15 protein-coding genes are annotated in these 13695 nt (G+C 64.4%); 7 read left to right on the top strand and 8 right to left on the bottom strand.

What is annotated here, in order from left to right; translation table 11 throughout:
• Positions 1-47: 47 nt before the first annotated feature.
• On the top strand, positions 48-740 hold the full coding sequence (locus tag E3T51_RS00630; RefSeq protein WP_134526152.1) for a hypothetical protein: 693 nt from the start codon (positions 48-50) through the stop codon (positions 738-740).
• Positions 741-793: 53 nt separating this feature from the next.
• The gene (locus tag E3T51_RS00625; RefSeq protein ID WP_134526149.1) at positions 794-1264 is read left to right on the top strand and encodes a heme-degrading domain-containing protein; all 471 of its coding nucleotides are present in this window, start codon (positions 794-796) and stop codon (positions 1262-1264) included.
• A gap of 4 nt (positions 1265-1268) precedes the next feature.
• Here the strand turns inward: E3T51_RS00625 and E3T51_RS00620 are convergent, their stop codons facing one another.
• Positions 1269-1478: a hypothetical protein gene (locus tag E3T51_RS00620; protein ID WP_134526146.1), complete on the bottom strand. Its 210-nt coding sequence runs from the start codon at positions 1476-1478 to the stop codon at positions 1269-1271.
• A gap of 325 nt (positions 1479-1803) precedes the next feature.
• Here E3T51_RS00620 and E3T51_RS00615 point away from each other — a divergent pair, with 325 nt between their 5' ends.
• Positions 1804-2616: a nuclease-related domain-containing protein gene (locus E3T51_RS00615; protein ID WP_134526143.1), complete on the top strand. Its 813-nt coding sequence runs from the start codon at positions 1804-1806 to the stop codon at positions 2614-2616.
• Positions 2617-2625: 9 nt separating this feature from the next.
• On the opposite strand, the gene E3T51_RS00610 is transcribed toward E3T51_RS00615, so the two are convergent.
• Positions 2626-3288, bottom strand: a complete 663-nt coding sequence (locus E3T51_RS00610; protein WP_134526140.1) for a DUF7002 family protein — start codon at positions 3286-3288, stop codon at positions 2626-2628.
• A 238-nt stretch (positions 3289-3526) separates the two neighbouring features.
• Between E3T51_RS00610 and E3T51_RS00605 the strand changes: the two genes are divergently transcribed.
• The gene (locus E3T51_RS00605) at positions 3527-3967 is read left to right on the top strand and encodes a DUF7800 domain-containing protein (protein ID WP_134526137.1); all 441 of its coding nucleotides are present in this window, start codon (positions 3527-3529) and stop codon (positions 3965-3967) included.
• Positions 3968-4049: 82 nt separating this feature from the next.
• Here E3T51_RS00605 and E3T51_RS00600 read toward each other — a convergent pair whose 3' ends face one another.
• The 4 genes from E3T51_RS00600 to E3T51_RS00585 form a co-directional block, all read right to left on the bottom strand.
• Complete coding sequence (locus tag E3T51_RS00600; RefSeq protein ID WP_134526134.1) at positions 4050-4976, bottom strand: carbohydrate ABC transporter permease; 927 nt, start codon at positions 4974-4976, stop codon at positions 4050-4052.
• Positions 4973-5863: a carbohydrate ABC transporter permease gene (locus E3T51_RS00595; protein WP_104191120.1), complete on the bottom strand. Its 891-nt coding sequence runs from the start codon at positions 5861-5863 to the stop codon at positions 4973-4975. Before E3T51_RS00595 ends, E3T51_RS00600 begins: the two co-directional genes overlap by 4 nt.
• A gap of 81 nt (positions 5864-5944) precedes the next feature.
• A complete protein-coding gene (locus E3T51_RS00590) occupies positions 5945-7222 on the bottom strand; it encodes an ABC transporter substrate-binding protein (RefSeq protein WP_134526131.1) in 1278 nt (425 codons plus the stop codon).
• Between the two features lie 199 nt (positions 7223-7421).
• A complete protein-coding gene (locus tag E3T51_RS00585; RefSeq protein WP_134526129.1) occupies positions 7422-8399 on the bottom strand; it encodes an NAD(P)H-quinone oxidoreductase in 978 nt (325 codons plus the stop codon).
• A 269-nt stretch (positions 8400-8668) separates the two neighbouring features.
• Here E3T51_RS00585 and E3T51_RS17300 point away from each other — a divergent pair, with 269 nt between their 5' ends.
• On the top strand, positions 8669-8791 hold the full coding sequence (locus E3T51_RS17300; protein WP_255453203.1) for a hypothetical protein: 123 nt from the start codon (positions 8669-8671) through the stop codon (positions 8789-8791).
• A 41-nt stretch (positions 8792-8832) separates the two neighbouring features.
• Entirely contained in the window at positions 8833-9975 is a 1143-nt protein-coding gene (locus tag E3T51_RS00580) for an MFS transporter (protein WP_166806329.1), read from the top strand.
• 119 nt (positions 9976-10094) lie between these two features.
• On the opposite strand, the gene E3T51_RS00575 is transcribed toward E3T51_RS00580, so the two are convergent.
• Positions 10095-10589, bottom strand: a complete 495-nt coding sequence (locus tag E3T51_RS00575; protein ID WP_134526123.1) for a DNA alkylation repair protein — start codon at positions 10587-10589, stop codon at positions 10095-10097.
• A 71-nt stretch (positions 10590-10660) separates the two neighbouring features.
• Positions 10661-12127 carry a D-serine/D-alanine/glycine transporter gene (cycA, locus tag E3T51_RS00570; RefSeq protein ID WP_134526120.1) on the bottom strand — a complete coding sequence of 489 codons (1467 nt, stop codon included), beginning with the start codon at positions 12125-12127 and terminating at the stop codon, positions 10661-10663.
• Between the two features lie 303 nt (positions 12128-12430).
• Here cycA and E3T51_RS00565 point away from each other — a divergent pair, with 303 nt between their 5' ends.
• Entirely contained in the window at positions 12431-13639 is a 1209-nt protein-coding gene (locus E3T51_RS00565) for a PucR family transcriptional regulator (protein WP_134526117.1), read from the top strand.
• The last annotated feature ends 56 nt before the right edge of the window (positions 13640-13695 follow it).

Here is a 13695-nt window from a genome sequence, read left to right as displayed (position 1 = left end):
GCGACCGGGTCGGCACTGGCAAGATATAAAACCCGGCGAGGAGCACGATGACTCATATACTCTCCACGCGGCGGTGTCTGACGACGCCTCCGGAACTACCCGAATCGAATCGCACCGGAGCGCCTCGACCCTCAACCGGCCCGACCTGGCTACTCGGCCGTGCGCACCGCACTGCGGCTACGCCGACCGACCTGGCGCTGGCCCGCGCGCGCAGTGAATGCGCCGTCGACACGCTGCTCGCGACGTTGCCGCAACACTGGGCCGCATTCACATTGCCCACACTCGGCGGTGCTGGGCCGAGCGCGATGCGTCTGCTGGTCGGCCCTGGCGGGGTTCTCGCCCTGCACGCGCAGCTCTGCGACGGCCAGATCGCCTGGGTGCATCGCCAACGCGTGTTCGTCGCCGGGCAGCGCTCGCCGAATCTCGCGGTCGCCGCGGCCGGCGCGAATCAGCTCACCATGCTGATTCGCGGGCGGCTGCCGCTGCGCACCGCGGTGCAGCCGGCGCTCGTGCTTCTGGGTGCTCGATTGCTGGGGGTCACCGGCCGCTCGGGTGGGGTGTCGGGCAAAACAACGCTCGTGCCGGTAGTCGGCGCGGCCGCGCTCGGCGACTGGCTGGTAGCGCGCCCGCAGGTGTTGCGCCCGATCGAACGCATGGAACTCGCCGCCGTGATCGACAACCCGCTCACTTGGGGTAGTCGTCCGACAATCCTGCCCCGGCCCGGTAGCGTAGGGGACTAGCCACCCAAGCGACTTCGGTGGCACGGCAACGACGCCCCAGGATTGGACCCTCGATGCACACCGACGCCCTCGCCCAGCTGCAGACTCTGCTTGAACAGGAACGTACCCTGCAATTCGACGCGTTCAGCCACGACGATGCCTGGGCCCTCGGCACCAGGCTCCGCACAATCGCCGCCGCCCGGGCGTTGCCGGTAGCGATCTCGATCGTGCTGGGTGACCAGCGGGTGTTCCATACCGGCCTGGCGGGAGCATCCGCTGATAATGACGGGTGGCTGGAGCGCAAGTTCGCCGTCGTGCGCCGCTACGGGCATTCCTCGCTCGCCGTCGGCACGGAATGTCGCAGCCGCGGCGTCGACTTCGATGTTGATGCCCGCCTCGACCCCACGCGTTTCGCGGCGCACGGCGGAGCGTTTCCGTTGTTCGTACGCGGATCGATGGTGGGCGTCGTCGGCGTCTCCGGACTGCCGCAGCTCGACGATCATGCCCTCGTCGTCGAAGCGTTGCGGGCGCAGCTGGCGGCGTGACCTGTTAACGCTTGGCCGGGCCGTGACCCTTGCCTGAAAGCAGTCGGGCGCGCACCGAAAACGCGCCACCGACGACGAGCGAGACCACGGCAGCCGGCAGGATCACGTCGACGAACTGGTTACCCGAGAGCAGGTTGGCCAGCAGCAGAAGCACGGCCAGGCCGCTGAAGGCGAGTCCCGCGATCGCGCAAACGTTGAAAGTCAGGTGCTTCACGAGTGAATCCAATCGGTGGGGTGGTTTCAGGCTAGCTGACGTTGCCCTACTTAGTGGGGGAGGCCCCGGCAGGGTCGCCGCTCTAGATTGGCAGCGGATGCTCCGCGCCAGTCTCGTGCGTCCTCGGAGCGTGAATGAGTATTACTTACGATTTGCTAACTAAAGCTGCAGCGCGGTCGATTGTTAACACGGAATCGGCAGGCGTCGGCGACGGGATAATGCGGGGTACGAACCCGTGGTGAGGCAAGTGAACGTGGCTAGGACAACTCTTGGTGCTGGAATACAGGCCCGTGATCACGAGCCTGTCGCCTCCGTGGTGACCGGCATGCCCCCGATATCCATCGCCCCCGGTCGGTTTGCCGGTCAATCCGTCGTCGAGGAACTGCTGCGCCAGCACGAAAACCGGCCGTTGCGTTCCCGGCTCGCACGCACCCTGGGTGCCGCGCCGCTCGGCGCGAATGAGCTGAGCTGGCTGCGCGCTGCGCAGGCCGAGATGATTGTCGGCGACATTCTCACCCGCCTGCCCGATGGCTACAGCGTCTATCATTCCCTGCCCATTCGCAATACGGCGTTCTGGGTTGACCACCTCGTTGTGGGTCCCGGAGGGATCTTCTCGATCAACGCGAAAACCCACTGGGACCGCGACCTGCTCGGGTCGCCGCGCTCGATTCCGATCGGCGACCACGCCATGCCGTATCTGCGGGATGCTCGGTTTGAATCGGCCCAGATCACCGCGTTGCTGGCGGCGGTGATGCCAGCAGCAGCCGTGGTTGAACCCCTGATTGTGCTGGTCAACCCGCACAAAATTCTGCTAAACCGCAAACCCAATGCCGTCACGGTCATTGATTCACCTCGACTGCGCCGGTGGCTCGTGGCGCGCCCGCGAACGTTCAGCCCCGAGCAGCAGGCTGCGGTCACCGCGCTCATCGACGCCCCGGCAACCTGGCGCGCAGCTACCGCCCCGCTCGCGCCGGCGCATCTGCACGCGCGGTTCACGGCGCTCGAACAGCAGGTCGCGGCCGCCCGAATCCGGCGTACGACGTTCACGGTACTCGCTGCCGTCGCGGGCACGACTGTACTTGCCGCCCTGACCTCGCCCCTCATCGTCGCTGCCGTTGAGTACCTCACCGCGCGCTGAGCCAACGGGTCAGGCGAGGCGCTCGAGTACCGTGCCCTCGCGCATCCGCTCGACGCGTACGACGTGGTCGCGCAGGTCGCGCACCCCGCGCGGGATGGCGAGTTCGGCGATGTCCTGTCCCTTGGTGACCGCGTGCGAACGGGTGGGGTGCCGGTAGTCCTCGATCGATTCGAAGGTGTTCCGCCCGCGCGGCTCCTTGCTGTGCCGCTGCGCGAAGCCGGAGTTGATCGCGCTCAGCTCGATTTCGTCTTCGTGGGCGGCCACCAGGCTCTTGGTGTTCACGGTGATCACCGTGTGGGCATCGTCGCGATATGACCGGGCATTTAGCAGGTCGTTCAGCAGCCGTGGCTGCAGGTGAAAGAACACGCGGTCGTTCAGCGCCGCGTACCACTCGGTGAGTGTCATATCTTCGAGGGCGTCTTCGAGCGACGGCTCATGAATAGCCTTTTGATGACGGATGACCGCGGTACCGAACTGGGCATGTTCCAGCACGCGCGACTCGCCGCGTCGCTTGCCGAGAATGGCAACTTGTGGGGCGCCCTGTTTGACGCCCCACCGGGTCACGAGCCCGGCCGGGCTGAGCAGCCCGTGCCTCTGGATACCGGGCCAGCTTCCATCGGCGGCCACATGGTAGAGCTCGGGGTATAGACGAATTAGATCGCGAGACAACACCGTTTAAGCGTACTCGCCGCCGGAGTGGCGCCGAGACAGCCCGAAAGTTCACCGTCGGCACTGCACGGTGCGTGCATTCGGCGCAGTCACCGCAGTCGGCGGGGAGCAGGTCGAGCGTCGCGAGCACCGTGCGGCGTAGCGGCTCAACGAGAACGAGGCGGGGCAGTCGCCGAGTCTAAACGGGCCGGTATCTCGCCAGGGTATAGCCGACCCGCGCTTGGAGCGGTACAACTGACTCATGACGAGTTCGCCCTTGATTCTCGGCCCGATGATGCGGTACGTCGACGATGTCTCGGCGAGCATCTGGTGCGAGACTCGGGATGCCGCTCGGGTTGTGGTGACGGCCGCTGGTCGGTCGTGGGCGGCGCGCAGCTTTGCCGTGCATGCACACCATTACGCCCTCGTGCAGGTTAATGGCCTACAACCCAACTCGAGTTTGCCGTACACCGTTGACATCGATGGAACGCGGGTGTGGCCCGCAGAGCACTCCGGCTACCCGGCGGCCGTCATTGCAACGCTCGGAGGGGGACATCCGCTTCGCCTGTCCTTTGGTTCCTGCCGAACCAGTGTGAGTCACGACGCAGACGGCAACGGCACGCACGGCGTCGACTACGAGGCCAAGCACAGCGAGCGGGACCGCGTTCAGGTGGCCCAACCTCTTGCGGTGGCGATTCCCTAGCTCGCCACCGCGAGCGTTGTCGCCAGGCGACAACGCTCGCTCAAGGGTTGACGCCTCACCAAAAAGGAGGGACTGAGCGCGCTTACTTGACCGATCCGCTCATGAGCCCGCCAATGAAGTACTTGCCGAGGATGATGTACACGAGCAGGGTGGGCAATGATGCGATGAGCGCCCCGGCCATGGCCGTGCCGTAGTTGGCCAGTTGTGCGCCCTGGGCGAGGTTGTTTAACGCGAGGGAGACCGGGCCGCCGCCGGTGTCCGAGAGGAACATGGCGAACAAGAAATCGTTCCACGCGTTCGTGAACTGCCAAATGATCGTGACGACGAAACCCGGCAGCGACAGGGGCAGCACAATGGAGGCGAAGGTGCGCAACATTCCGGCGCCGTCCATGCGCGAAGCCTCCATGAGTTCCATGGGGATACTCACGTAATAGTTGCGAAAGATCAGCGTGCAAATCGGCAGCCCGTAGATGACGTGCACCATGAGCAGAGTCGAAATATCGCTCGGCAGGCCGAGGGTCGTCTTCATCTGCACGAGCGGCGTCATGATGGCCTGGTACGGAATGAACATGCCGAAGAGGATGAACGTGAAGACGATGTCGGCGTGCGGGAACCGCCAGCGCGACAGCACGAAGCCGTTCATTGCGCCGACGAACGATGATATTAGCGCTGCCGGAATGGCCAGGAGGAACGTGCGGCCGATCGACGGGGCGAGGGCCGACCAGGCCCCGGTCCAATTGTCGAAGCCGGTCGGTCCGCCCGGGGTGGCGCTCTGCCAGGGCCACCGCACCGGCAGCCCCCAGGACGTGGACGCCGTGACGTCAGCGGGTGGTTTAAAACTGGTCACGATGAGCACGTAGACGGGGATGAGTACCACGAAGACGAAAATGACCAGGAGCACGTACTTGAGAGTGCGACCCATCCTGGCGCGATGCACCGGCTTGGGCGTGCGCGGGGCCGTTTCAGCGCGGGGCGGTGCGATCGGGGGCGCTTCTTCGGTGATAGTCATCGGTCAGCCTTCTCTGAACGCCACGTTTGAATGAGGTAGGGAATGATGAAGAGTGACGCCAGCAGCAGCAAAATCGTGGCGATCGTGGCCGACTTGGCGTAGTCGTTCGAGGTGAGCGTGACCCACATGTATGTGGCGGGCACCTCGGTTTGGTAGATCGAGCCGGTGACCGACATGATCAGGTCGAAGACCTTGAGTGACATGTGGCTCACAATGATGAGCGCCGACAGCGCGATCGGGCTCAGCTGCGGGAACACCACGAAGCGGTAGAGCTTCCACTCAGAGGCGCCATCCATTCGCGCGGCCTCGCGCAACTCCTGGGGGATACCGCGGAAGCCAGCCAGGAATAGCGCCATGACATAGCCGGACAGCTGCCAGATGGCGGGCATGGCGATGGCCGCCATGCCCCAGATGGGTTCGTTCCACCAGGCGTTCTGCAGAAAGCCGAGCCCGAGGGTCTCGAAAATGCGGTTGAGACCAGACGCCCGATCGCCCTCCGCGCTGTTGAGCAGCCAGCGCCACACGACGCCGGAGGCGACGAACGAGATTGCCATCGGAAAGAGGAAGACGGAGCGGAACATGCCTTCGGCATTCACGCCCTTGTCGAGCATCCAGGCCCAGATGAACCCGAAGAGCATCGTGCCCGCGATGAAGACGACGGTGAACACGACGAGGTTGAACAAAGAGTGCAGAAAACGATCTTCGCTGAGAAGAGCGAGGTAATTCTCGAGTCCCACGAACTCGGATTGGGGCGAGAGGCTGTGTCGATTGGTCGTGGACACCTGAATGTTGGCGGCGATGAGGCCGTACACGAAGATGCCGAGGATGAGGATGGTGGGGGACACCAGCAGAAGCGGGGGTCCCCAGTTGCGTACTCCCTTGCGCACAATGCGCCTTTCCGTGCGTTAAAACGTTAGAGCACGGGGAGGTGAGGCCTGGGCGACGCCTCCCCGTGCAGGTGGAGCAGATTAGCCCAGTGCGCTCGAAGCAGCCGAGACCAATGCAGCAATCAAAGCGTCGTCGTCACGGTCGACGCCGAACTTGCCGATGGCTGAGGAGAGGTCAGCCGACCAGGAGCTCGCCGCTGCAGCACCGTGCGCGAGGGAGCTGACGACGGTGTCTTCGCCGAAGGACTTCAGCGCGGTCTGCTGGTAGGCGGGGTAATCGGAGACGACGGCATCCGTTCTCGCCGGAATGGAACCCTTGGCAATATTGAACGCCTTCTGGCCCTCAGCGGAGCTGACGGTGGTCAGCCAGTCGATGGCGGCGGCCTCGTGTGGCGCGCCCACTGGCAGGGTGAAGGAGTCGGCGAGGAAGTCGAAGACACCCTCGGTGCCCGGGGTCGCCCAAGTGGTGTACTCGGTGCCGTAGGTCTGACCTGCCTGCACGAAGGCAGCCTCGGCCCAGTCGCCCATCACGTTGTAGCCGGCGTTACCGTCAAGCACGAGCTGCGTGGCGGCATCCCAATCGAGTCCGGCATAGTCACTGTTGACGAAGTCGAGCAACTGATCGTAGTGGTCGACGGCTGTTGCAACGCCGGGTCCATCCCACGCAGTGGTGCCGTCCCACAGGCCGGTGTACCCCTCGGCGCCGAGATCGGCGATGAGCACGTTTTCAAACAGCTGCATCTGGGTCCACTCGGTGCCCAGAGACAGGGGCGTTTCAACGCCCGAGTCCTTGAGTTCGGTGAGGTCGTCAATCCAGGCGTCCATGTCGGCTGGCGCGACATTCGGGTCGATGCCCGCGCTCTCAAGCACCTCGACGTTCACCCAGGTGACATTCGCGCGGTGGATGTTGCTCGGCACCGAGTAGATCTTGCCGTCAGAGGTGAGCTGGTCGAGCAGTGTGGGCGGCAAGGCCTCGTTGAGGCCATTCTCTTCGTAGAAGCTGCTCAGATCCTGCAGTTGGCCGGCCTCAATGTAGTCGGTGAGTTCAGCGCCTGCGTGGGCTTGGAACGTGTCGGGCGGGTTGTTCGCCTCGAGTCGGGACGCGAGGGCAGCCTTGGCGTTCGAGCCAGCGCCGCCGGCCACCGCAGCATTGGTGAAGTCCACGTCGGGGTTCTGTTCGTCGAAAACGGAGACGAGGGCATCGAGCCCGACCTTTTCCGATCCTGAGGCCCACCACGTGAAGACCTCGACCTGATTGGCGTTGCCGTCGTCGGTGCTTCCGCCTGCCGGTGAGCAGCCCGCCAAAGCGAGGCCGGCGAGCGCAGCGCCCGCGATAAGAGACAGTCTTCTTTTACGCATACGATTTTCCTCCATTGGACAACCTGCCCCCCAATCTGCTGTGGTCGGGAGTGCATGAGGCTCCGCGCATGTGCCTGGAGCAGCCGACATACGTCGGCGCGTAAGCGACACGGGTATGAGCCTCGCCTTAAGACTACGTTCGCGGCACGCTGCGTCTCACGAAGGAAATCTCATCTGTAGAGTGAAAAACACGGTCAGATCAGGGCACCAGCACGATCTTGCCGACGTGAGTGGATGCTTCCAGCCGGCGGTGCGCATCCGCTGCCCTCTCAAACGAGAATCGTTCGTCGATCACCGGTCGAAACTCGACCGAAGCGATCCACGGCCAGACTGCCGACTCGAGCGAACGCATGATGGCGACCTTTTCGGCGTGCGACCGGGCGCGCAGGGTGGTGCCCCAGTAGCGGGCGCGCTTTTGCATGAGGCGAAAGGGGTCGAACGTGGCCGGTTCACCACTCTGGTTCGCGAGCACCATGATGCGCCCGTTCACCGCGACCGCCTCGATGTTGCGCGCCGCATAGGAGCCGCCCATGATGTCAAGGATCACGTCGGCGCCCCGCCCGTCGGTGGCGGCGGTGATTTCGGCGACGAAGTCCTGCTCGCGATAGTTGATCAGAATTTCTGCCCCAAGGCCCTCACACACGGCGAGTTTCTCGGCTGATCCGGCCGTCACGGCCACTCGGGCATCGGCCAGTCGCGCGAGCTGAATAGCGGTCGTGCCGATTCCACTTCCGCCGCCATGCACAAGCAGTGTTTCTCCGGGCTGAAGCTCAGCGCCCATGAACACATTCGACCACACGGTAGCCAGGGCCTCCGGCAGAGCCGCGGCGTCGATGAGGTCCATCGATAGTGGCACGAGCAGCGCCAGGTCTTCGTGCACCACGGCTTCGGTGGCGTAGCCGCCGCCGGCGAGGAGGGCGCATACGCGATCGCCGATGCCGAAACGAGTCACGTCGTCGCCCACCTCGGTGACTACGCCAGACACCTCCAGCCCTGGCCAGTGTGGTGCGTCGGCGGGCGACGGGTATAGGCCCCGTCGCTGCATAACGTCCGCCCGGTTCACCCCCGCCGCAGCGACCTTCACTCGAATGTCGTGGGCCCCGGCCTCCAGGTCGGGCAGGGTCGCCAGGGTGAGGGCCTCTGGCCCGCCGGGTGAGTTCACGATGATTGCGCGCATACCCGCAGCCTACGCGCGAGCAACTCAGGAACTGGGCATACCGACCGCCGAGTGCGCCACTGCGCTCGTGCGGACCCCCTAATCGTTAATGCTTCTTGACCAGGTGGCCTCGTACGGCAGCGTGCGATCCACGAAGTCGCCGGCGTCGCTCATCCGTTTATTCTGCCCCGCGCACCGTGCCAGGGCTGCGCATGGATCATTCATCGGATGCCCCGACCTCGCCGGTCATGTGGCCCGGACGATGCTGTCCTCCGGCCTACGATGGAAGCATGTGGCTAGATGTGGTGCCCGTCGACGCGGTCGATTCAGCGAATGGCACCCCGCTGCACAGTCGAGTGGGGACGAGCATCCGTTCTCGCAGCGCCAATATGCGGGCGCTCGTGCGCAAGTGATGCTCCGGCGCCAGTCGGGCACTCGCGCGGTGGTTCTCGCAATGGGTTCAACCATCACGGGCGGCCTGCCGGTGTTCTTGCTCGGAGCTTTGTTCGTGCAGATTCAAGGTGATGTCCCCGCATCGCAGTGGGTGCTGGGCGCGGCCGTGGCCAGTTACTGGGCCGCCGCCGCGATGATGTCAGTGCTCGCCGGGCGCGTAGTGTCCTGGTTGGGAATTCGTTCCACAACCTTGTTCGGGGTGGCGGTCGGCGCGCTGAGCCTGATCGGGGGAGCTTTTCTGGTGCCGTCGTGGGCGTGGCTGCTGGTGTGGGCCGCAGTCGGCGGGGTGTGCAACGGCATCAGCCATCCCGCCGCGAATCAGCTGATCAACCTGCGGGTGCGGCGGGGAATGCTCGCGACCGCGTTCGGCATCAAGCAGTCGGCGATTCCGTTTGCCGCGTTCCTGGCCGGGCTGGCAGTGCCGGCGCTCGCGCTCACCTTGGGCTGGCACTGGGGGTTCGGCCTCGCCGGCCTGTTCGCGCTCGCCGTAGGGGGCCTGTTCTGGTGGTCTGTGCCACGGGGGGAGCTCGCGCGTCCCCGGCTCGGCGGATCCCATGTTCCGCTGACCCCGACGCTGATGAAATACCTGCTGCTGATGGCCAGCGTCACGACGCTCTCGGCGGCTGCCACCGGTGCCGTGACTGCGTATGCGGTGATCACGGGCATTGAGCGCGGGCTGCCGGTGGCCGGGGCAGGGATTCTGTTGAGCGTCGCCGGGCTGCTCAGCGTCGTCGTGCGCGTTGTCGTCGGCCGAATCGCCGACCGGGCCAACAGCACGTTCGCGCTCGCCACCGTGGCCGCCATGATGTTTATCGGCGGTGCGGGAGTATTGCTAATGGCGGTGGACACCCAGTGGACGTTCGTGGCGGGCATGCTGCTGGCCCTCGGTGTCGGCTGGGGCTGGCCGGGGCTCACGCACTTCGTGGTGTCCCGGGTGGCGGGTCCGGCCACCCCGAGCGCGACCGGCGTCGTGCAGATCGGTACCTATGTCGGCAGCGGCGCCGGCCCGCTCGCCTTCGGCCTGCTCTACGCGGCCCTACCGCAGACGACGTTGTGGATCATCGTCGGCGCGGTGCAGATCGTAGCCGGGTATATCGCGTTCGTGCTCGCCCGAAAGACGCCGCCCGCTGTGCCCGTCAGCTAAGCGCGATTCGCCCGCCTCAGTAAAACCCCTGGCATCATGCAGACATTGTTGTTCCAAGAATTTCTCACGGATCCCGGCAAACCTCATTCCCGATGATGAGTTCCCCGTGATGTTGGCAGTTACGCGCAAGTGATTTTCGCGTTGACGGCATGGGCCGCGCGGCGCAGCCATGGGTCGTCGTCGCCGGACCACCGAAGCAGGGACGCATCCGCTCGGGCACGATTCGCGCCGGTCAGTCCCTGCATCAGGGGCAGCACAACGTCGACCGTGAGTGGATCTACGAGCTCTGGCAGCCCAGCGCCGCGCAGGAACCCCTCGATGCGGGTGAGGTCGGTGTTGTCGAGCCGGCTCACGTTCGATTGCAGCAGCACGATTGCGGCGAGGCGCCGCTCGAACACCGGCACATTCCAGAGCTCGGAGCTCAGTGCGGTCACCTCGTCGTGGCTCATGTTCGTATACCGGCGAGCCAAATCGCGGATGGTTCCCCGCACGGCGCCCACCGAGGCGCCATAGAACTCGAGCTCGTTCCCAAACCGGGCCTGCGCCTCAGCCGCCCGCTCCCAGGTTGCTTCGTACTGCAACGTGCGGTCCACGAAATCGCCGGCATCGCTCATCCGTCTATTCTGCCTCGGCCAGCCGCGCCGCCGGGTGGCTTGAGCGGTGCGACCGACGTTTATCTTGGCCGTCAGCGGCGAAAGGCGAGCGCGGCAACCCTGTCGGCCTGCACGTTCGCCCGGTGCAGTTCCTGATGCGCGGCCAGTTCCGGGCGGCGCCGAATAATAAACCACGCCGCAGTGAGGCCGAGGAACCACAGTGGCGTCACGAGCAGTGCCTGCAGGGTGTCGGTCTTCTGGGTGAGCGCCCAGATCAAAAACCCGAAGAACGACAGCACCACGAAACACATGTACACGCCGCCGGGCATCTTGAACTTTGAGGCCGCGTGCAGCGCCGGGCGGCGCTTGCGATAGACGATGTAGCTGACCAGGATGATGGTCCACACGAAGATGAAGAGCACCGCCGACATGGTGGTCACGACGGTGAAGACGGCGATGATTGATGGGTTTGCATACAACAGCACGGCAGAAATGAGCAGAAAGCTGCACGAGAACACCAGCGCGCTGGCTGGTACCTTGTGCCGGGTCAGGTGTTCGAAGCGTGCGGGTGCCGTGCCCTCGACCGCCAGCCCGAAGAGCATTCTCGATGTGGAATACAGCCCCGAGTTCGCCGAGGACGTCGCGCTGGTGAGCACGACGAAGTTGATCACGGCCGCGGCCGCACCGAGGCCCGCGAGGGCAAACATCGCCACGAAGGGGCTCGTGTCGACGGTGACCTCACGCCACGGAGTGACCGTCATGATCATGATCAGTGCGAGTACGTAGAACAGCATGATGCGAATGGGGATGGAGTTGATCGCCTTGGGCAGGTTTTTCTCCGGGTGCCGCGCTTCGGCGGCCGTGGTGCCCACAAGCTCCAGCCCGACGAACGCGAACACGGCGATCTGGAAACCGGCAATGAACCCCATCGGACCGGTGGGAAACATTCCGCCGTCGTTCCACAGGTTGCTGAAACTCGCCGGGGTGCCGCCGGGGGACTGAAACTTTGTGAACACCATCACGAGACCCACGACAATAAGCGTGACAATGGCGATGATCTTGATCAGCGCGAACCAGAATTCGGTCTCACCGAACGCCTTGACGCTGGCGAGGTTGAGGCCCAGCAGAATCAGCACGGCCACGAGCGCCGGAATCCATAGCGGCAGCTCTGGCCACCAAAAGCTCGTGTATAGCGCGATCGCGATCAGCTCAGCGGTAGCCGTGACGATCCAGCAGAGCCAGTACGTCCAGCTCGTGAAGAATCCGGCCCACGGCCCGAGCAAGTCACCGGCGAAGTCGCTGAACGACTTGTATTCGAGGTTGGACAGCAACAGTTCGCCCATGGCCCGCATCACAAAGAACAGCATGAAACCGATGATCATGTACACGAAGATCACGGATGGCCCCGCAAGTGAGATGGTCTTCCCAGAGCCCATGAACAGGCCTGTTCCGATCGCGCCGCCAATGGCGATGAGCTGGATATGTCGGTTTGACAGCGATCGGGCCAGGTGTGGCTGTGCGCCCACGACGGGTTGAGTGCTGCGTTTCACTTGCGACATTGGGGATACTTCCTTGTAGTCCAGGGCGATTGTGCGAGATGAAGGGGGTCTCGGCCAGCCTAAAAACGATATGCCCGGGTTTGGGGCGGCATCGCGTTTCTGGGGAACAGATGTCGAATGCCGCGGGTCGCGTCGTCTGACTTTCGCCGGCTTCTGGGCGTGGAATTACCTCTCTGCCGGGGTTTTTTCTTGTCCGAGACCGGCACGAGAAGGCGACAGTCGCTACCCCTGGCTCGACATTTGTAGCGCCAAGAGGCGTCGATTGTCGCCGGATGTGCACACGGCTTGCGTAGGATGGATCTTATGAGGGGGGCCGATATCGATCAGGCGGTGGCCATCATTGCGGGGCACCTCGACCGTGCCCTGTCTCTGGCAGACCTCGAGGGCGGATTGCTCGCGTACAGTGCGCACCACGCGACGGCGGACCGTGTGCGCACGAATTTCGTGCTGAGCAAGGTGGTCCCGCCCGACGTCAGCGAGTGGCAACTCAGCCACGGTATCGCCACGGCGGTACGACCGGTTCCGGTTCCGGCCAACGCCGAGCTCGAAATGTTGGGCCGGGTATGCGTGCCGCTGCTCGCCCGTGGATTCCGAGTGGGATATCTCTGGGTGCTGCAGCTCGATGACGAGCTCGAGCCCGATGCCATCTTGCAGGAGCTACGGGGCATCCGCTCTGAGCTGGACAGCCTCGCGGAGCTACTGCTCGATCGCACGAGCGCGGATTCCGATGGCCACCCGGCGAACGAGTCTCAGTTTCTCGCTGCCTGTTCGGGCGATCGCGATGCCCTCGTATCGGTTAAAGATTGGCCCGGTGTGCATGGTCGTGGACCGTGGCGGCTGGCCATGCTTGTGGAACGCGGCATGAACGCCGAGCGCAATCCTGCCGAGAGCATTCTGTTGCATCGGCTGTCCGCGGTTCAGGCCACGCTCGGCATCGACACGGTGCTGTTCTCCGCTGGCACCGAAACGCAGGCGGTGTTGTTGCTGCACGACGTGATTGACGGCGTCGACGGTTCCGAGGTTCTTCGACGTTTTGGCCTTGAGGTCTCACGCCGCGGCGGGCAGCCGGCCACGCCCGTTCTGCTCGGGCTGAGTGAGCCCTTTTCCGACCTTCGACGCTTGCCCGGCGCCTACGCCGAGGCGCGGAGCGCCGTGCAGGCAGCCTGGGTAGACGCCCAACTGGGACCGCTCGTATCGTTTCGCGCTATCGGGGTCTACCAATTGTTAGCCGTCGAGGGTCGAGACGTTGTGCCGACCGAGTCGGCCCTTTTTCTGGACCTGCGCGAACTCGACCACAACAAGGAACTGTTGCCCGTGCTCGAGCTGCTCTACGACAAGAACGGTTCCGTGGCCGAGGTTGCCGAGCAGCTGCATCTGCACCGCACCAGTATCTATAACCGGCTGAGGCGCATCCGCTCACTCATCGGTGTGGACCCGCTCGGCGGGCAGGCTCGACTCGAGCTGCACCTCGCCCTCAAAGCCGAGCGCTGGGCCTCTCGCCCCCGGTTGTAACGCAGGGCGCGCCAGCAACGACGACGTGACTCACACCGCGAAGCCACAAGGAGGCC

The sequence above is a fragment of the Cryobacterium serini genome (assembly GCF_004404025.1).
Lineage (GTDB): Bacteria > Actinomycetota > Actinomycetes > Actinomycetales > Microbacteriaceae > Cryobacterium > Cryobacterium serini.
Note: the sequence above shows the minus strand (reverse complement) of the source record. Positions and strands in the feature narration are given on the sequence as shown.